An 18,986-nucleotide genomic window follows, 5' to 3' on the forward strand; every position below is an offset into this window, starting at 1 on the left:
GCGGAACCAGGGAGGAATGCCAATAACAGGCGGGGGGGAACAGTCAAATTCCATTGCTGAGAGGGCGATTTGTAGCGTTCGCACAGATGTCAAATTAGCCTTGTTGGCTATGAACATCTTCGAACCATTCACGAGTGCCGGACGCAGACGTCGACTTGCCGCTTCACACGGCTCCAGTCGCAAGACGTCTGGTCGGCGTTCATCCCGAATACATGCTCTGGGCGATCGTGGTCACATGACGTGGGCATCGCACAGCTTTGCCGGCTCTGTCAGTCGGACACGTGATTTCTTTGCCAAGCGATATTGGCTTTGGCCGGTGATTGCAATCGTGCTCTTGTCTTCCATTGCTTATGCGGTACACCGCAGTATCGCAACGACGATGCAACAGTCATTGCAATCGGAATTGCAAACATTGCTGGACGTCGAGGTTGCGATGTTGGAGACTTGGCTGGAGTCACAAGAGCGAAACACGGAATCTGCAGCGAACGAATCGGAGATCCGTGCTTTGACGGCGGAACTGGTCGATAGCATCGACTTGGCGGAGCGAGGGCTGATGAACCATAGCGGAGCAACAATCGCATCTGCTACGCCCGCTATCGGTGCGGAGAACGCAGGTGATTCGAAATCCCAGACGGCAAGCGGCCCTGATCGGCTGTTTGAGATCCGAACGCAACTTGCCCGTCGGTTGGGGCCGGCAATGTCCACGCAGGACTACATCGGGTTTGCGGTGATCGATCGAAAGCATCGCGTGCTGGCGTCGAATGAGTCTACGTTGATTGGAACAGAGTTACCCGTCTCGATCACGGATGCGTTGACGATCGCAAGCGACGGCGACTCAACGATCACGCGACCCTACCTGAGTGCTGCGCCACTGCAAGACAACGACGGCGTGATCCGGACCGGTGTGCCCACGATGCTGGCTCTGGCACCGATTCGAAACGAGCAGTTTCAGACCATCGCCACATTGGCGTTTCGGATTCGGCCCGGTCGAGACTTCACTCGCATTTTGCAGTTGGGACGGATTGGTCAGTCCGGTGAGACCTATGCGTTTGACAAGGAGGGTGTGATGCTCTCGAACAGCCGATTCGACGATGACTTGGTTTTGCTGGGTTTGCTGCCAGACCAGGAAAGCGTTCGTTCGTTGCTGAAGCTCTTGGTGCGTGACCCCGGCGGCGACATCACACAAGGACATCGACCTTCCCAGCGACGTTCTGAACTGCCATTGACGTTGATGGCGGCCACTGCGGCGTCGGGGAGTTCTGGGGTCAATGTGAGTGGGTACCGTGACTATCGAGGCGTTTCGGTGGTGGGAGCGTGGACATGGTTGAGCAAGTACAACTTTGGAGTGACGACAGAAACCGATTTCGCGGAGGCGTATCGCCCGCTCGTGATTCTGCAGCGAACCTTTTGGGCGCTGATCGCGTTATTGATCCTGACCTCCATTGCGATTCTGGTATTTTCGATCATGGTTGGGCGACTGCATCGAAAAGCCCAAGAAGCTGCGATCGAAGCGAAGCAGCTCGGGCAATACAGGTTGGAGGAAAAAATCGGCGAAGGAGCAATGGGTGTCGTCTATAAAGGTCAGCACGCGATGCTGCGACGACCGACGGCAATCAAACTGCTCAATGTGTCCAAGGTCAGTGACCGTTCGATTGCGAGATTTGAACGGGAGGTTCAGATCACCAGCCGTTTGACGCATCCCAATACCGTCGCGATTTACGACTACGGACGCACGCCCGAGGGGGTGTTCTATTATGCGATGGAGTACTTGGAGGGAATTGAGCTTCAGGAGCTCGTTGACGAACACGGCCCTCAGTCTCCCGGCAGAGTGATTCATGTCTTGAGACAGATTTGCGGATCTCTGTTTGAGGCGCACACCTCTGGATTGGTTCATCGCGACATCAAGCCCGCCAACATCATGTTGAATCGACGGGGCGGCGAGTCCGACGTGGTGAAGGTCTTGGATTTTGGATTGGTCAAAGCGATCGAGGAATCCGATGGCGAGGACGGAGGGTTTGCGGGCACGCCGCTATACGTTTCACCGGAAGGCATTCAGATGCCCAGCTCTGTTGACGCCCAGAGCGATCTATATGCCGTCGGCGCGGTCGGCTATTTCATGCTCACGGGGCGTCCGGTTTTTGATGCGGAATCCTTTGGCGAATTGTGCCAAAAACACATTGCTGAAATGCCGACGCCGCCGTCTCAGATCGATGGGATCGATGTCCCTGAGGATCTGGAAAGTCTGCTCTTGGCTTGCCTTGAGAAATCACGTGGTCGGCGTCCACAGAGTGCTCGGGAATTGGCAATCGCGTTGTCACATTGTCGAGACGCTAATGCGTGGGGAATCGAACAAGCCGATTTGTGGTGGACGCGTCAAGAGCGAGGACTCGTTCCTTCGTCTTTGATGAGTCGCAGCCAAATGAATAGCGATCAGGATTCGTCATCCTTGCAGACGCCATTGTCCAAGAGCAGTGTCTCGGCTACAGGGTCAGCGCAGTCACGTTCTCCCAAGACATCCGAGTCACAATCAGAAAGGCTTTCAGGCGGTGAACGCTTGTCGGACTCCGATGGAGAATCGCTTGGTGCTACCATGGATGTCTGACGTGTCATCGTGGTCGCGAGGCCGTCAAGAAGCCATTTTCATCGATGTGGCTGAGGACATGCTGAGGAAGAAACTCTCCGACAAGGCGACCATCGTCGGTCACCACGGGTACCGGGCGATATCCGGTTGCTGAAAATGCCGAGAGCACGTCTCTTAGCACAGCTGATTCACTGAGAACGACTGGCTCTTGGGTCATCACTTCGCGAACGGGCTGGTCGGCAACCTTTTCAAAAATCTCCGCGACCCGCTCCAATACCTCTGACTCACCAAACACGCCGACCAACTCGTCGTTGTCAACGACATACAGAGATGGGCACCCTGATCTGTACAAAGCTTCTGTCGCAGTGCGAATCGATGTGTCGGCATCGATCGGGTCACTGGAGACAGAGTCAATCAGGCAGGCGCATTGATCGTCCAGCGACGAGGGAGAGTGAAAGTGATCGTCGACAGAACCGATTCTGCCGACGTCGGAGGCGGGACGCGAGGGAACCTTGCTTGCTCGATCCGCTCGATTGTAGGTGCTCATCGATATGACTTTGTTAATTGGTCGACAGCGGGCTTAGACGGGCAAGAGTGCCCAACGTACGGTCATTCAGTTCTAACGCGGATTGAATCCGTGTACCGCGAATGCTTTCGGGCTCACGAAGTCGGGAAGCGACAAGTTGCGATGGATGAACGATTGGTGAAGCACGACTGTGCATAGTGTGCCAGCAGTCCGCGTTGATCGGCAAGCCCAACCAACTTACCGTCATCGTCGGTGAAGCAAACATACTTGGTACCCTCCGACCAGACCGTTCGCCAGACATCGCCGATCGGCTGACTTCGTTTGACGCAAGCGAAATGGGAGTCTTGGAACTCGCACACCGGTTGGCGGTCAAGTGATGCACCTTCGATCAGCAGCTTGACGACTGCGTTCTCCGTAAAGATTCCTCGGGGCGTCAGGCAGCGGTCCGTGATCACCGCACAACCCGCTCCTTGATCACGCATCATGGCGATGGCGGCTCGAATCACGGTGTAGGGGTGGACGACGACGATCTTTGTGAGTGAAAGTGAACCTGCTGAATCCGTCTGAGCATCGTTCATTGTGTTCATTGTTTTCTCCATCGAAAAGTTGTCTCAGGAGTGCAATTATCGGACCCCAGCGGTGTGCTGATTGGCAAGGCACCAGAACGCGACCATTTCCTGCCGCTACGGAAGAACACCGGCCGCTGCAGCTGTCTTGCTCCGGAATGCGGCTGTTGGGTGCTTGCGACGTGCCATGAAATTGTGCGGCGACTGCTTTGCAATGAAGCAACCGCAGGGAGATGAAATTTTGGAGTGTTCTGTCGACTTATGGTCACGCATCCGTCTCAAAGCAATCGGACAGGGCGGCATTTTCACTCTACCGTTTGCCCTGCCTTGCAACGCGATGGGTTCGGTGTGAAATGAAGCCAATAGCATCGTCCAGTGTTCAAATTTTGGTTTTAGGAGTAACGGATTGTCGCCTATCGCGTTTGCCATTCTGATCATTTCACTCGTCGCGGCCATCGGTTTGCTGTTGGGCAGCATTCATGTTCGCGGAATCGGACTTGGTCCAGCGGGAGTCTTGTTCACGGGTTTGCTGTTCGGGCACTTTGGGGCATCGATCGATCACCAGATCGCTGACTTTGCAAAAGAGTTCGGATTGATCCTGTTCGTGTTTTCTATCGGGCTGCATCTCGGGCCAGGTATTGTGCAGCTTTGGCGGCAGCGTGGTTTGGTGCTCAATTGCATGGCTCTTGCCATCATTGCGCAAGGCTTTGCGTTGGCGATCGGATTTCTTTACTTCGTGGGATTGCCATCATTAACCACCGCCGGCTTGTTTTGTGGGGCGACAACGAATACGCCTTCCCTGGGAGCTGCAAGTCAAGCGGCTTTATCGCTCACGGAGGGCGAGGGGGACGGAGCGATGGAGCTATTGACGTCTGCGTACGCGGTCGCCTACCCCGGAGGAATCGTCGGAATCATTGCTTCCATGCTGTTGCTGCGACGAGTGTTCCGTGTTGACGTCGCCGCAGAAACCAGACAGTTGCAGATCGAGTCAAACGGTCACGAACCGATCGAACGACTCTGCGTTCTGGTGGACAATCCACACTTGGGTGAAATGGAGTTCGCGCAGATTCCTGGCATGGAAGAAACGGGAGTGAGGATCTCGCGGATCAAACGAGCGGGAGAAAACGTGGTTCATGGTGCCACCGAGCAAACGGTGCTGCGTCCGAACGATCTGGTTCAAGTGGTGGGGACTCGTAGTGGGCTAGAGCGTTTTACGCCTTTGATCGGGCAGCCGAGCGATTCAGACTTGATGACGGAAACGGGAGACGCTGACTTTCGGCGTATCGCTGTCACTGAATCACGTGCGTTGAATCGCACCTTGCGTGAGCTTTGCTTGGACAAGATCTACAATGCGACAATCACGCGGATTGACCGAATGGGTCTGGAGATGACACCGCGTGGATCAAGCCGACTCTACTTTGGAGACGTGGTTCACGTCGTCGGTGATAAGGACTCGCTGAAACGTGTCACGGAGTTTCTAGGGAATTCGGCCAAGTCGTTGCGAGAAACTCGATTCCCGCCGCTATTCATTGGCATCGCTGTGGGCGTGCTGATCGGGATGGTTCCGTTTTACTTGCCAGGATTGCCGTTCCCCGTGCGTTTAGGGCTTGCCGGGGGGCCTTTGATCGCCGCGATCGCGTTGAGCTTGATCGGCAGTGTCGGGAAAGTGGTTTGGTACGTTCCTTATTCAGCCAATTTAGCACTGCGGGATTTAGGGATCATTCTATTTTTGGCTTGCGCCGGACTTGGTGCCGGCGGAACCTTTTTTCATTCGATCGCGAGTGTGGAGGGGCTGAAGTGGATGAGCTGCGGCTTCTTGATCACGGTCATTCCACTGCTCACGACCGGCGTCGTTGCTCGTGTGTTTTTGAAACAGAACTACCTGACGATCTGTGGTGTGATTGCAGGCAGCATGACGGATCCGCCTGCACTGGCGTTTGCGAATTCGCAATCAGATTCGGACGCGAGCTCAGCTGCCTATGCGGCTGTGTATCCGCTGACGATGATCCTGCGCATCGTTGCAGCACAAGCGATTGTGCTGCTGTTTGCCTGATTTGAAACTGGCTGCTTACGTATCCCAATCAGCCGCCACGCGATAGCGTCCGGTTCTCACGCCCACACTCGGGAACCGGACGCTCTCTATTGCGTTCCGGCTGATAATTAGTCCAAGATAGCCCCGGCTTGGTGAGGTTTTTAGGCTGTCGGGAACCACGGCTAGACATTGAACGGTACTGGGGGCAATGGGAGATCAGCTTTCCTTGGCTTTGACTCCAGCGTGAAATTCCGTGTAGAGGTAAACGGGAACGTCCAGGTCACCCAAGTGTTGTTGAATCAAGGGGAGCACCTCATTCCAATCCAATCCGCCAACGCCGGTGGACAGTTTTGGCAATGCCACACTTTTGTAGCCTTCGCTTTCGATAACTTGCCGAAACTCCTTGAGGCAGTGATTGACATGCTTGGTCTTTGCCTTTCCAGGTTTCGAGCCGGTGTCGTACGCTGGTTCTTGGGTCATTAGGGCAATGATCCGAACATGGTCTGGTCCACCCCAACTCCAAACCGTGCCGGCTTTGGGATGACTATTATGGCAGAAGTGACGAAAATCCCGGAACATGCCCGGCCATCGCTCGCGGAGGGCCAATGCGAGTCCCTGGTCAAAGTGGTCGTTCGGCGCGACACCGTGTGCAATCACCTCTGCGTCGGATAACAAAATGTCCCCTGAAACTTCTTTGATCATGCGAGTTCTGCATCTCTTGCTTGAGTCGGTCGATGCTCCGCAACGTCGTTGTCGCGGAACGTTATCATTCGCAACGCAGGTCATTGGCAAATGGCGTACCGTCTCAAATCGGTATGCGAAATGACGCGATCCAGTTCGGCGGTGTGCGAAATTTGACTTCACGACTCCGGGGGCGTGCCTTGTCGCACACTTGCGCGCTCAGATCCTTTTGAACTCGTCCAATGCTCGCTGGCGGCCCTTGCTGTAGTCGACGACGAAATCGGGATAGTCGATGTCGATGTCTTTCAGGGCTTTGCGAAGCTTTTTCTGGTCATGGAGGGCAGATGCGGGGACGTCTTTCAACTCAGGGCAAAACTCCTTGATGTAGTCGCCGTCGGGGTCAAATCGCTTGCTTTGACTAAAGGGATTGAAGATCCGAAAGTAGGGCACGGAGTCCGTTCCTGTCGAAGCGGACCATTGCCAACCGCCGTTGTTGGCGGCGAGATCACCATCGATCAAGAGGTTCATGAAGTGCCGTTCACCCCATCGCCAGTCGATCAGCAAGTGCTTTGTCAGAAACATCGCGACCACCATTCGCAACCGATTGTGCATCCAGCCGGTTTGATTCAGTTGACGCATTCCCGCATCGACGATTGGATAGCCTGTTTGGCCGGCACACCAAGCATTGAAATCGGATTCGTCATCTCGCCAGCGGATCGCATCCGTTTTCAGTTTGAAGGGACGGTGCTTGGAGACGCGAGGAAAGCCGACCAGGACAGCGGTGTAGAAATCTCGCCACGTGAGTTCGGAAACCCAGGTCTTAGCACCGTCATTTTTTTCCAGGTTACCACCGCAGACGTTGAGAGCGGTCGCCAAGCATTGGCGGGGCGAGATCACGCCGGCCGCCAGATAGGGAGACAGCCTGCTTGTCCCTGCCACCGACGGGATGTCGCGTTGTTCATCATATTGACCCATGTGATCTTCAAACGCCTTGAGACGACGTTTGGCTTCGTCTTCACCTGGCGGCCAAAGGTCGGAGTCGCAGTCTGAAAAATCGAAACCATCGATTTGAGTTGGAACACTGTCAGAGGGAATGTCGGTCTTAGATTGCTTTTTCGGGGAAGCCAACAGTTCCGTCTCACCGGCGACGCGTTCGTCCCACACGCGACGGTAGGGCGTGAAAACGGTGTAGAACTTTCCTTCCTGCGTCTCGATGGAATCGGGCGGCACAATCACGCGATCGTGAAAGCGGTGCGTGGTGATTCCGAGCTTGTCCGCAGCCTTGGCAACCGCGTCATCACGCTCGGATTCGTTGACCTCGTATTCCCGATTGAAGTAAAGGGCGTCGCATTCGTGTTTTGCCGCAAGCGAAGTGATCTCAGAGGGCAATTCATCGAAACGGGGTGTTGGCACGATCAGCAGCGGAATGTTGATCTTGCCAAGCGATTGCGAAAGACACGCCACATTTTGTATCCAGAACTGAACCTTGGCGGGAGCGTCATCGTGTTGGGACCATTGTTCGGGGCAGATGGCAAAAACGCCCACAACACCGTCATCAGCGGATTGGCAGGCGTGAAACAGTGCCGCATTGTCCGCGATCCGCAAATCACGGCGAAACCAAACCATCGCCCTCATTCGATTTCCTTGTTCGTATAGTTTTGCTAAATGAATTCCGACCTGGAGTCCTAGATGATCCTGCTGATCCTACCGCACCAACTTTTTGCCCGACATCCGGGACTTGAGCTTTCTCCTTCACGCGTCCTGCTTTTGGAGGAGTCATTGTTCTTTGCTGACAAGCGGTATCCGGCCAAGTTCCACAAACAGAAACTGTGGCTGCACCGTGCCACGATGAAGCGTTATGAGCAGCGACTGTCGGGGCAGGGATTCGATGTGAACTATGTCGAGTACGACAAGCATCGGCCTGGACTGAAAGAACAATTGGAACGCGTCGTTGTAGAGGCGGAAAAGGAGTCTGAAACGTTGGCGGTCGTGGATCCAACGGATTTTGTGATGGAGCGACGTCTGCGGAACGCTTGCCGCCAGATGGGCATGGGGCTAGAAATTTTGCCGAATCCGGGCTTTTTGAACACGACGACGGAGAATCAAGAGTATCGGGATGATAAGCAGCGTTGGTTCATGGCAGATTTTTACAAATGGCAACGCAAGCGACTGGATTTGTTGATGAACGGGGATGAGCCCGAGGGCGATCGATGGAGCTTTGACGAATCAAATCGAAGGAAAGTCCCGAAGAAGATGCTCGCTTCGATTCCGAAAAATCTGAGCTTGAGCAGGGATGGGATTGATCACGAAGCCATTCGATACGTGGAGGCGAATTTTCCCGATCACCCGGGTTCACTGGATCGGCTCCACTATCCGACGTCAGAGGCGGACGCCAACGAATGGCTACAGCATTTCTTATCGCACCGTTTTGCTAATTTCGGCGACTATGAAGACGCGATCGTGGAGGGCGAGTCTTGGCTATGGCACAGTGTTCTGACGCCAATGTTGAACACAGGGTTGTTGACACCTGATGAAGTGGTGAACTCTGCGGTGAAGCACGCGCGGAGTCATGGCGTCCCGATCAATTCGCTGGAAGGATTCATTCGCCAGATTATCGGCTGGCGAGAATTCATGCGGGCCACCTACGAAGACCTGGGTGTCAAGATGCGAACCACCAATCATTGGCAACATCATCGTTCGATGCCGCAAGCCTTGTACGACGCAGCCACCGGAATCGACCCGGTGGACGACACGATCCGACGGATCTTGGACACGGGCTACTGCCATCACATCGAACGTTTGATGATCCTTGGTGGATTCATGTTTCTCTGCGAGATCGACCCGGATGACATTTACCTTTGGTTCATGGAGATGTTCATCGATAGTTACGATTGGGTCATGGTTCCCAATGTCTACGCGATGAGCCAGCACGCCGATGGCGGCTTGATCACGACGAAACCTTATTTTTCGGGTTCATCATACGTGCGAAAGATGAGCCATTACGGCCAAGGCTCCTGGTGTGAGATCTGGGACGGACTCTATTGGCGGTGGATTTGGAATCACGTCGACGAATTGTCCAAGAACCATCGTTGGGCGATGGCCTGCAGCATGGTAAAAAAAATGGACTCAGCCAAGCGAGATCGCCACATCGCGAACGCCGAATCGTTCTTAGCGAACCATTGGTGAACCATCCGTTGGGTTCCAGCTTGATATGGCATAGGAACCGCAACGTATTCCAGCGAGGACGCGGGTGCGGGTTTCAGCGGGAGAGGCGAAAGATTCCAGAGTCTTTACGTCCCTGAAATGTCGCGTAGAACCTGTTCTGGGTCACCGACGCCGTCATCCGATACTCACCCAGTAATGGTAGTCTCGTCGACGACTGGTAGCAGTTACACGTTCCGGGAACTCGCGTCAGCGTTGCTGGATACACGAACGGAATCACTTTTGCAAAACGACCGGCAAATACGGCACGATACGTGTCGCTATCGACCTGCCGAATGCGAGCCCTGAGTGGACCTTGGTGGCCTGTTGCGGAGCTGCTCCACGAGCCGGTTGGCCAGCGACCGATGGGATCACTTGCCAGCAGCGTGCTACCGCCGAGGGTGGCCACGACAAAGATGCCCAAGGCGATAAATCTGCGAATTCGGTTCATGAGGAATTGCCTCTGTGGTGGTTCATTCTGGTGCAGGCGACGAATTGTACCAAGACGATGCGAGCCATGTGAAATTAGCGAGACGACGCGACGGTTAGCTCGACCAACTCTGGCCCAGTTCGTGAGCAACGCTGCCCATCTCTTCTTCGTCCATCAGTTCGATTTGAATTCTGACGATGTCTTCAGTGCGGGCAAAGAATGCGTCGAGAATTCTTGGGTCGAATTTGGTGCCCCGTTGTGAGTTCAAGATAGACATGCATTTCTCGCGTGGGAACGGATCTTTGTAGGGACGCTTGCTGGACAATGCGTCGAACACGTCCGCGACGGTCGTGATTCGTCCCTCGATGGGGATGTCTTCGCCGGCCAATCCCAGCGGGTATCCGGTCCCGTCCCAGTTTTCGTGGTGTGTTTGTGCGATCCGCGAAGCCATCATCAACATGGGTGAACTGCGGATGTGCAGTATCGACTCACCCAAGCGAGCGTGTGCTTTCAGGGCCTGAAACTCGGAACCTGAGAACGGCTCGATGATTCCGCGTCCCCATGAGCAATGTTTCTTCATGATGTCAAACTCACGCGGTTCGAGTTTGCCGGGTTTGAACAAGATCGAGTCGGGGACACCGATCTTTCCCACATCATGCAACTGCGCTGCTTGCTCAAGCATCGCGGTTTGATCTTCTTTCCATCCCAGCTCTCGAGCAATGATCCCTGCGAACCGACCGACCCGAATGACATGGTTGCCTGTTTCGTTATCGCGGTGCTCTGCGGCACGAGCCAAGCTGAGAATGAGCTGCTGCCGTGAGCTTTCCAGTTCGGATGTCCGACGGTGAACCATTTCCGCTAGAGTTGCCTTTTCCTTGGCGATATGGTCGATGTATTTCTTGGTCACCACGGCATTGCGTAAACGCGGAACCAAGTCGCTGGGATCGAGAGGTTTGGTGAGAAAATCATGGGCACCCAAGTCCAGTGCTTGGCGTTTGACTTCGCGATCAGTGGAAGCTGTGAGAATGATCGCTGGGATCCTCGCGATCTTCGGCACACTGCGTTTGATCCTCAGTAGGTCGATCCCGGACACTTGGGGCATGCAGATATCCAGAAGGATGGCGTCGGGAAGCTCTGATTTGAGCATCTCGATGGCCTTCCGCGAATCGGTGATCGAGACGACGTTGACGAATCCTGCGTCTCGCAAGTGTCGCACTGCGATTCTTACGTTGACTTCTTCGTCATCAATGACCGCAATCTTGGCAGCTCGCAGTTCACGCAGTAGCTTTGCTGCTTCACCGTCTTCGAACGCCGTGTTGCCTACCACGTTTGTCTGCTGTGCGAGCGAGGACGATCCGTCGATCAAGGTTTCGGCATGACGCGGTGTCGCTGCTACGGCATCGTCAGCCTGTACAGTTCGCGTGCCGACGGACGCTCCGTCTTGATCATTGTCCGCGTAAGACTTAACCAAGCTGTCGATGCGGTCTGCGAGCTCGCGCAGCGGGTCCAAAGGAGCGTCGTTCTCGTGCGATTGTTCGAGTGGCTGTGAATGGGTGTTCAAATTCATTGCGCGTCTTTATTGCGCGTCTTTACTACGCGTTGAAAGCGTTTTGCCGATTGGTGTCCTGAATCAGTGGCTCGCAAGCGTCTGCGTACGCCGTAGTTGTTTAGCTTGCGACTTTGGCGAATCAAAAAGAATCTCCTCCGGGAGATGTTGTTAGCCGGTCATATGGGAGGATTCACCCAGCAGACTTTGACGATACTCCGAATCATTTTGGTTTGAGTAGGTGATGATTGGCTGGCTGTCGCGGTTGATCGGTTTGTATCGATTCAAACAATATTTCCCACGCCTACGGGAATTCCTACAACATAGGGAATGGTGAGCGGGGAACTGGTCGATAGTCGACCAAGTTGAGAGAGGACAACGTACATTCCCATCCAATTCAGATGCCCAGCCCCACTGGGGCTACCAATGAGATTGGATCTTGCGCATTGGGCTCGCCAGAGCGACATGAATCGAGGCCGACGGAGACACCGATCCGGTTTGCTGCTGTGCATGTATTCTCTGTCGGCTGGTTTTGTTTTGGGAAATGAGAGGGCATGGGGAGTCACTGATGATGAAGGTGAATGATGGCGTCTAGCATCTCCATGCTCAACGGTCTGACAAATCATCTTGTCACGCTGCTGCGGCCAGCCAGTCATTCAGGTCTGATTCAAGCGACTCGGGAATCCTGGAAAACGCTCCAAAGGCAATCCGAAAGCCAGTTGCGTGAAAGCTGCCAGAGGACACGAGATCGAGTGCGTCGTCTTGGGGTAGATGATTTGACGGCGAAGGTCGATGGATTGGCATTGATGGCGGAAGCGTTGCGACGTGTTCGCGGTGTCTCGATGTACGACGTGCAACTGCACGCCGCATGTGTTCTTGCTCAGGGCGGCATCGCTGAAATGCAAACCGGTGAGGGCAAGACCTTTTCGTGCGCGCCGCCTGCTTTTTTGCATGCCCTGTTGGGGCGCGGTGTTCATGTGGCGACAACAAACGCCTACTTGGCAGAGCGTGATCATGAGTTGCTGTCCCCCGTCTTTAGGTTGCTCGGAGTCAATGCCTCTTTGTTGCCAGAAAAAGCAGGCAATGAAGAAAAACGCAAGGCCTATCAGTGCGATGTCACCTATGGCACTGGCAGCGAGTTTGGTTTTGACTACTTGCGTGACCAACTCAGCCTGCGTGCTCAGACGCAGCAAAAGATGGGACAATCTCTTCTGTCTCGACTCAAGGGGGACATGGAACCTGCGTTGATGCAACGCGGTTTGTACTACAGCATCATCGACGAAGCGGACAACGTGATGTTGGACGATGCCGTCTCGCCGCTTGTTCTCAGTGAGGCCGGACAGGGAGAGGCTGCCGATCGATTGGTGTACCACGCGGCCACGGATGCAGTGAACCATTTGAGAGAAGGTCGCGACTACACGGTGACGGGGACGAAGAAGACGCATCGCTTGACGGAAGAAGGTAACGCTCGGGTACAGGTTCTCGGTTCCGATCTTCCCGTTGAATTGTTTCGACGGACGTGGATGGAGTACATCTCAGTGGCACTGCGAGCAAGTCAGATGAGGCGAGATGTGGATTACATCGTTGACGGACAGAACAAGGTGCAGATTGTTGACGGCAGCACGGGTCGGATCTTTGAAGATCGAACTTGGCGAGACGGACTACATCAGGCCGTGGAGTCCAAGGAGGGTCTTGAGATCAGTAACGAAAAAGGGACGATGGCCCAAATCACGCGGCAGCGTTTTGGCCGTCTCTATCAGCGACTGGCCGGTACAACGGGAACCGCACAGGGTTGCGAGCGTGAGTTTCGCGAGGTGTACCGACTGTCTGTCCACACCATCCCACTCAGGACTCCCTCGCAGCGTGAGATCTGGCCGACAAGGTCTTTTGAGTCTCAGGAGGCGAAATGGGCTGCAATCGCAGCAAGCGTCGCCGATTTGCATGCCACCGGCCGTCCTGTATTGGTGGGCACCAACAGCATTCGAGACAGCAAATGCCTGGCAGCCCTATTTCAAGAACACGGGATCGAATACCAATTGCTCAACGGGATCCAAGACGCCGATGAGGCATCCATTGTCGCAGCGGCCGGACGATACGGCGCGGTAATGATTGCCACGAGCTTGGCAGGACGGGGAACGGACATCAAATTGGAGCCAGAAGTCCGGTCGTTGGGCGGCTTGCATGTTATCGTTGCTCAGTGCAATGAGTCATCCAGGGTCGACCGTCAGTTGGTGGGGCGCTGCGGACGGCAAGGAGACCCAGGCACCGCCCAATCGTTTTTATCGGCACAAGATGAACTGTTGGAGAATCACGCTCCGTGGCTTTCTGAGTTTATCAAGCGGCACACAGACGAAACCGGCGAGTGCACGGTCGACGTAAGTGCTCAGATACGCCGGATTCAACGTTTGGTGGAGCGAAATGCGTTCGCACGGCGGGCAGCCATGTTTCGTCGAGACGTAAAGAACAGCACCGCCAACTAGCAGACACGTTGGACCGCGATCGTCCTGACGCCTTGATCCGGGCAGTAGTGATCTGATCCGGTGAAAACTCGCGAGACGCTGTTCGATCTCTCTGGTCATCGCTAAGCCGTGACCTAGGCTTCCGTGAGCGGGAAATATTTACTCCCGTTTTGCCAGTATCCCAAGTCGAATTTTGCTTGGTGATCATTGCGATCCAATCGCCACACTCCCACCGCGCGACCTTATGTCCGGTTCGATTCAATCCGTAATGAGTAACATTCAGGCGAAACTCATCTTCGTTCTGTTCGCTGGATATTGCACCTCGACATTGGCAGACCAAGTCGATGGTTTCTTGGAACCCTACAAGGAAATCGAGATCGCATCTCCCGAGCCAGGGCTGTTGAGTCGGGTCGAAGTCGTCTTGGGAGAGCGGGTCAAGGCCGAACAGTTGTTGGCGCAACTCGATCGAGCCGAGTATTTCGCACGCGTTGAAATCGCTGCTTCGGAAATGGTTTTCAAGGGAGACCTGGAATTGACACAAGCCGAAGTCGATCTGAACGAATCGATGGTGGAAAAGTTGCAGCAACTACGGACACGCGATCATGCAACTCAGCACGAGTTGGAGCGTGCCGAGAACCAGTTGCGAATCGCGAAAGCCAAGCTGCTCTCAACGCAAGAACAAAAAGAAATCCTAAAGCTGCAACACGCTCTGGCGATCATTCAGCTCAATAAGCGTGACCTCAAATCACCGATCGACGGAATCGTCACTGAAATCATTCGTGATCCAGGTGAATTCATCTCGATGAACGAGCCGACGGTACTCAGAGTTGTACAGCTCGATCCGCTGTTGGTGGTGTTCTCGGTCCCGATTGATCAAGTGAAATCGCTCGCTGAGGGACAAACTGTCGACATCCGTTTGGATCAGCCCAGGCAACTGGTTGACGGAGTCATTGAATACATCTCGCCCACAGCGAATCCTCAAAGTGGCACCACGTCGGTGCGGGTTCGCGTTCCTAATCCCGGTGAAAGATACATGAGTGGGGGAACCTGTCGCTTGCTCTTGAACGACTTGACGCGAAGTGCGGATAAACTCGCTAGTCAAACCGTAGAAAGGTAGGCCGCTGATGAACCAGTTCGGGGGACCAGACATCGCTGCAGAGCGTTCGCGTACCGGGACGGTTCTCTGAAATGAATGCTTTGCCTGATAGCAGTGCTCGTACGTCGGTGGCCGAAGTCACTTTGGGACGTCTCAGAGAGCTTGAACGTCATTTGGATCAAACCGCCGCAATCGCGGAACTGCTGGCGGTCATCGGTTCGGCGGACGAATTGACGATAGGCTGCCGAAACGCGGCTGACCGTCTAAAGAGAGACCACGGTGCTGAAAAGGTTGTCATTGCTCAATGTGATGGTGACGATCTGGATTGTCATATTGCCGCTGTCTCTGAGATGGATCACGTTCAGAGGAAGCAGACGATTGCGGTCGATGCTCAGGCGGTGCTGCACGAGGCCGTCGCTGATGAATCGGTCGTGGTGTGGATCGCCAACCAAGACCAGCCGAGAGGTGGTTTGTTGGCGCACCGTCGGTTTGCCAAACAGTATGATTGTAACGCAGTGATCAGCAGCGTTCTGAAAGATCACAACGGAGCGATACGCGGCGCTTGGATGGTCGCTGGCGATGCCGATCGGATGCATTGCGCCAACGTAGCGACCTTTATGTCCGCTGCGGGTCCGGTGTTGGCGAGCGTTCTGAATTTGGCCACGCGTGCGGAGGCTGGTCGATTAGAGAAAACGATGCAATCGGCGAAGCGATTTGCCAAGTCCAACAAAGGTCGAGTTGTTTGTGCAGCGCTCGCTTTCTTGACATTGCTGCTGTGCGTGCCTGTCACTTATCGGCCCAAGTGCGATTGCACGGTGGAGCCCGTCGTTCGTCGCTTTGTAGCGGCTCCGTTCGCAGGTCCGCTCAAGCAGGCGTTCGTGTCGGCTGGAGATGAAGTTCACCAGGATCAAGTTTTGGCGAGCATGGAAGGACGCGAGGTTCGCTGGGAACTCGCTGGCGCACGGGCTGATTTGCATCGAGCCGAAAAGGAACGCGCCGGACACATGGCGATTCATGATTCAGGGCAAGCAGAAGTCGCCCGCCACGATGCTGATCGATTGAGGATGAGGATCGAGCTGCTGGAGAATCGCAATCGCAGTCTTGAGATCCGATGTCCTATCGATGGCATTGTGGTCAACGGGGACTTGGACGAAGCGATCGGAATGCCGCTTGAGACGGGACAGACTCTGTTTGAGGTCGCGCCGTTGGAGCAAATGGTGGTGGAGATCGCCGTCAGCGAAGATGACTATGCGTATGTGCAGCCGGGGATGGCGGTTACGGTTCGTTTGAACGCTTACCCGCTGAGAACGATCGAGGGGACGATTGCTAGAATTCACCCTCGATCCGAAATACGCGACGAACAGAATGTCTTCGTAGCCGAGGTCGGCATCGACAACAGTGACCAAACCTTGAGACCGGGGATGCAGGGTAGAGCTTCGATACAATCAAGTAAGAAGTCGCTGGGTTGGATTCTGTTTCACCGTCCCTACCATGCCCTGATCACTTGGTTGGGGGAGTGAGGCTATGTCGGTGCGGCTTGACGAACAAACACGAGACTTGGAAAGCTCGCGAATCCGCTTGTCTGAAGATCTGAAGTTCTTGCCTCGAATTCGCGGTCAAGAGTTTGTTTGTGTGATCGAGTCACCCGCCAAGGGAACCTTTTATCGTGTGGGGCACTCCGAATATGTGCTGATCTCTCTCCTCGATGGCCGGCTGACCGTTGCTCAAGCGATCACGTTGGCATCACGACAATTGGGTCCCAAGGCACTGACCCGTGCTCAGGGGTTGCAGGTTGTCCAGTGGCTATTGGACTCGGGGCTGGGGGATCGAATGGGCGAGTCAGCCGGTTCGTCATTTGCGGGTAAGCCAGAGGGCAATGCAGGTGCTGACGCGTTGCAGTACCTCAATCCATTTTGGACCAAGATTCCTTTGGGTTCACCCGACGCATTTTTTCAGTTCGCTACTCGTGGTCTTGGTTGGTTGTTCTCACCGGTAGCGACGCTGCTGGGTGTGCTGATGATTGCTTCGGCGATCATTTGTCTTGGGATCCATTGGGATCGTTTTGTGTCGAGTTCCGCCACGATCTTGTCGCCAATGAATTGGCTGTGGCTCGGTCTGGCTTGGCTGGGACTCAAGATCATCCATGAGATCGGCCACGGGATTGCGTGTCGGTATCACGGCGGTGATGTTCGCGAGACCGGGGTCATATTGATCTTGTTTGCGCCCATGGCGTACGTCGATGTCACCTCCTGCTGGCGTTTTTCGTCCAGGTGGCAACGCATTCATGTTGCTGCGGCGGGCATGTATATTGAGCTTGTGGTTGCTGCCATCAGCGTGTTCTGGTGGAGCAACACCGAATCCGTGGTCGCGAGCCATTTGCTGTACAACGTGATTGTAATGGCCAGCGTGTCGACGTTCTTGTTCAATGCCAATCCGTTGATGCGATTCGATGGCTACTACATCCTTTCGGACTTTCTTCAAATTCCAAACTTGGCGTCCGAGGGAGCCAACTACCTGAAGGGGCAGACGGCTCGAATGTTCTTTGGAACTGCCGCAGCGCCACCGCGGGACGCCGGATTTGGTGGACTTTGCATTCGGCTCTACGGCGTTGCGGCGCTGATCTGGAAGCTTCTGATTTGCGTTTCCCTGACCGCGACGGCATCCGTGTTGTTCTCCGGTGCTGGAATCGTGCTGGCGATGGTTGGTGTGACGCTTTGGTTTGGCAAACCTCTCTTTCAAGGTGTTGCTGCGGTGTGGAGTCGATTCCACGAATCTCGCGTCAGTTGCTTTCGGGCAGTGGGCGTTGCGAATGTGATCGTGGCGTTTTCCGCAATTGTACTGCTGTATGTGCCTTGGCCGGGGAACGTGACGGCCCCTGGAATCGTCGACTACGCCGATCGATGCGTGGTGCGGACACGTTCATCGGGTTTCGTTGAGCAGATTCTTGTCGAGAACGGACAAGCGGTTCAGCAGGGTCAGGTCTTGATGAGATTGCAGAACGATGAACTGCGTCTCAAACAATATGAGTTGGAGTCCGAGTTGGAGCAAGGTCGCGTGCGTTTACGAATTGCCCGAGATGACCAAGATTTTGGAGCTGTGCAGATTGCTCAGTCGAATCTGCAGGCCGTCCAAGAGAGACTCAATGAAGTGCGGCAACAAACCGAATCACTCACGATCCAGTCGCCTGTGGCTGGAACCATTATCAGCCGAGCCCTTGAGGACAGCTTGGGTACCTATTATCAGGAGGGAGCTGAGATTCTCGTGATCGGGAGTGAACAAGACAAAGAGTTGGTCGTGTCGATCGATCAGCAAGACATGCAGTTGTTTTCCGCGACGATCGATGACCAAGCCAATATCCGCTTGGCGGGGAACCGATACACTGGAACGCTTCGGTCTGTGGACCCAAGAGCATCGACGCAAATCCCGCATCCCGCGATGAGCGTTGCGGTCGGTGGGATGCTGGCGGTCACTGTGGGACGCAACGAGGACGACGAATCGCAGATGCTGACTGAGCCGAGATTTCGAGCAACGATTGGTTTGTCCTCTGACGTGTGCACCAACGTGGGGGCGGGTCAGCAGGGCTATGCCATCTTGGGGGCACAACAGATGAGCATTGGCAGTTTCCTTTGGACCAGGGCGATGCGTTGGCTGGAAAGACTCTTGACGCCGACCTTGCGAGGGTGATCCTCGCAAGCCCCTTCACTTATCGGCATAGTCGCTAAATTCGTGGCGATCGACGTAACCCGTGCCGAGGGAGATGCGTCACACTCAACAAAACGTCTCAGTGATTGGGTGGGCAACGTACGGTTTGATGGACCACTGCGCCCAATGGGTGCCAACATCAACCCGACGTTTCAGTATTCGATTC

At 54.7% G+C, this 18,986-nt stretch carries 13 protein-coding genes; 7 read left to right on the forward strand and 6 right to left on the reverse strand.

What is annotated here, in order from left to right; translation table 11 throughout:
• The first annotated feature begins 109 nt into the window (after positions 1–109).
• Complete coding sequence (locus Pla52nx_RS03050; protein WP_342190330.1) at positions 110–2,602, forward strand: serine/threonine-protein kinase; 2,493 nt, start codon at positions 110–112, stop codon at positions 2,600–2,602.
• Positions 2,603–2,606: 4 nt separating this feature from the next.
• Here Pla52nx_RS03050 and Pla52nx_RS03055 read toward each other — a convergent pair whose 3' ends face one another.
• Positions 2,607–3,128 carry a CBS domain-containing protein gene (locus Pla52nx_RS03055; protein ID WP_146518223.1) on the reverse strand — a complete coding sequence of 174 codons (522 nt, stop codon included), beginning with the start codon at positions 3,126–3,128 and terminating at the stop codon, positions 2,607–2,609.
• Between the two features lie 113 nt (positions 3,129–3,241).
• Positions 3,242–3,694: a CBS domain-containing protein gene (locus tag Pla52nx_RS03060; protein WP_146518224.1), complete on the reverse strand. Its 453-nt coding sequence runs from the start codon at positions 3,692–3,694 to the stop codon at positions 3,242–3,244.
• A 385-nt stretch (positions 3,695–4,079) separates the two neighbouring features.
• Here Pla52nx_RS03060 and Pla52nx_RS03065 point away from each other — a divergent pair, with 385 nt between their 5' ends.
• Positions 4,080–5,726 carry a putative transporter gene (locus Pla52nx_RS03065; protein ID WP_146518225.1) on the forward strand — a complete coding sequence of 549 codons (1,647 nt, stop codon included), beginning with the start codon at positions 4,080–4,082 and terminating at the stop codon, positions 5,724–5,726.
• 195 nt (positions 5,727–5,921) lie between these two features.
• Here Pla52nx_RS03065 and Pla52nx_RS03070 read toward each other — a convergent pair whose 3' ends face one another.
• A complete protein-coding gene (locus Pla52nx_RS03070; protein WP_146518226.1) occupies positions 5,922–6,407 on the reverse strand; it encodes a macro domain-containing protein in 486 nt (161 codons plus the stop codon).
• 198 nt (positions 6,408–6,605) lie between these two features.
• A complete protein-coding gene (phrB, locus tag Pla52nx_RS03075; protein ID WP_197454249.1) occupies positions 6,606–8,012 on the reverse strand; it encodes a deoxyribodipyrimidine photo-lyase in 1,407 nt (468 codons plus the stop codon).
• A gap of 63 nt (positions 8,013–8,075) precedes the next feature.
• Between phrB and Pla52nx_RS03080 the strand changes: the two genes are divergently transcribed.
• Positions 8,076–9,572 carry a cryptochrome/photolyase family protein gene (locus tag Pla52nx_RS03080; RefSeq protein ID WP_146518228.1) on the forward strand — a complete coding sequence of 499 codons (1,497 nt, stop codon included), beginning with the start codon at positions 8,076–8,078 and terminating at the stop codon, positions 9,570–9,572.
• A 73-nt stretch (positions 9,573–9,645) separates the two neighbouring features.
• On the opposite strand, the gene Pla52nx_RS03085 is transcribed toward Pla52nx_RS03080, so the two are convergent.
• Both Pla52nx_RS03085 and Pla52nx_RS03090 read right to left on the reverse strand, forming a co-directional pair.
• Positions 9,646–10,038: a hypothetical protein gene (locus tag Pla52nx_RS03085; RefSeq protein ID WP_146518229.1), complete on the reverse strand. Its 393-nt coding sequence runs from the start codon at positions 10,036–10,038 to the stop codon at positions 9,646–9,648.
• A 94-nt stretch (positions 10,039–10,132) separates the two neighbouring features.
• A complete protein-coding gene (locus Pla52nx_RS03090) occupies positions 10,133–11,584 on the reverse strand; it encodes an HD domain-containing phosphohydrolase (RefSeq protein WP_146518230.1) in 1,452 nt (483 codons plus the stop codon).
• A 560-nt stretch (positions 11,585–12,144) separates the two neighbouring features.
• On the opposite strand from Pla52nx_RS03090, the gene Pla52nx_RS03095 reads away from it, so the two are divergent.
• The 4 genes from Pla52nx_RS03095 to Pla52nx_RS03110 all read left to right on the forward strand — a co-directional run bounded on the left by Pla52nx_RS03095 (position 12,145) and on the right by Pla52nx_RS03110 (position 18,802).
• Positions 12,145–14,043 carry a preprotein translocase subunit SecA gene (locus Pla52nx_RS03095; RefSeq protein ID WP_146518231.1) on the forward strand — a complete coding sequence of 633 codons (1,899 nt, stop codon included), beginning with the start codon at positions 12,145–12,147 and terminating at the stop codon, positions 14,041–14,043.
• 247 nt (positions 14,044–14,290) lie between these two features.
• Positions 14,291–15,139 (forward strand): efflux RND transporter periplasmic adaptor subunit, encoded by an 849-nt coding sequence (locus tag Pla52nx_RS03100; RefSeq protein ID WP_197454250.1) that lies wholly within the window; start codon positions 14,291–14,293, stop codon positions 15,137–15,139.
• 71 nt (positions 15,140–15,210) lie between these two features.
• Complete coding sequence (locus Pla52nx_RS03105; RefSeq protein ID WP_146518233.1) at positions 15,211–16,638, forward strand: efflux RND transporter periplasmic adaptor subunit; 1,428 nt, start codon at positions 15,211–15,213, stop codon at positions 16,636–16,638.
• A 4-nt stretch (positions 16,639–16,642) separates the two neighbouring features.
• Positions 16,643–18,802 (forward strand): efflux RND transporter periplasmic adaptor subunit, encoded by a 2,160-nt coding sequence (locus Pla52nx_RS03110; protein ID WP_146518234.1) that lies wholly within the window; start codon positions 16,643–16,645, stop codon positions 18,800–18,802.
• Positions 18,803–18,986 lie beyond the last annotated feature (184 nt).

This window comes from Stieleria varia (assembly GCF_038443385.1).
GTDB lineage: Bacteria > Planctomycetota > Planctomycetia > Pirellulales > Pirellulaceae > Stieleria > Stieleria varia.

Coding starts and splice junctions, on each gene's coding strand:
- Pla52nx_RS03055 (WP_146518223.1), bottom strand. CDS start 3,128: ATGAGCACCTACAATCGAGCGGATCGAGCAAGCAAGGTTCCCTCGCGT.
- Pla52nx_RS03105 (WP_146518233.1), top strand. CDS start 15,211: ATGAATGCTTTGCCTGATAGCAGTGCTCGTACGTCGGTGGCCGAAGTC.
- Pla52nx_RS03100 (WP_197454250.1), top strand. CDS start 14,291: ATGAGTAACATTCAGGCGAAACTCATCTTCGTTCTGTTCGCTGGATAT.
- Pla52nx_RS03110 (WP_146518234.1), top strand. CDS start 16,643: ATGTCGGTGCGGCTTGACGAACAAACACGAGACTTGGAAAGCTCGCGA.
- Pla52nx_RS03085 (WP_146518229.1), bottom strand. CDS start 10,038: ATGAACCGAATTCGCAGATTTATCGCCTTGGGCATCTTTGTCGTGGCC.
- Pla52nx_RS03050 (WP_342190330.1), top strand. CDS start 110: ATGAACATCTTCGAACCATTCACGAGTGCCGGACGCAGACGTCGACTT.
- phrB (WP_197454249.1), bottom strand. CDS start 8,012: ATGGTTTGGTTTCGCCGTGATTTGCGGATCGCGGACAATGCGGCACTG.
- Pla52nx_RS03060 (WP_146518224.1), bottom strand. CDS start 3,694: ATGAACACAATGAACGATGCTCAGACGGATTCAGCAGGTTCACTTTCA.
- Pla52nx_RS03095 (WP_146518231.1), top strand. CDS start 12,145: ATGATGGCGTCTAGCATCTCCATGCTCAACGGTCTGACAAATCATCTT.
- Pla52nx_RS03090 (WP_146518230.1), bottom strand. CDS start 11,584: ATGAATTTGAACACCCATTCACAGCCACTCGAACAATCGCACGAGAAC.
- Pla52nx_RS03080 (WP_146518228.1), top strand. CDS start 8,076: ATGATCCTGCTGATCCTACCGCACCAACTTTTTGCCCGACATCCGGGA.
- Pla52nx_RS03070 (WP_146518226.1), bottom strand. CDS start 6,407: ATGATCAAAGAAGTTTCAGGGGACATTTTGTTATCCGACGCAGAGGTG.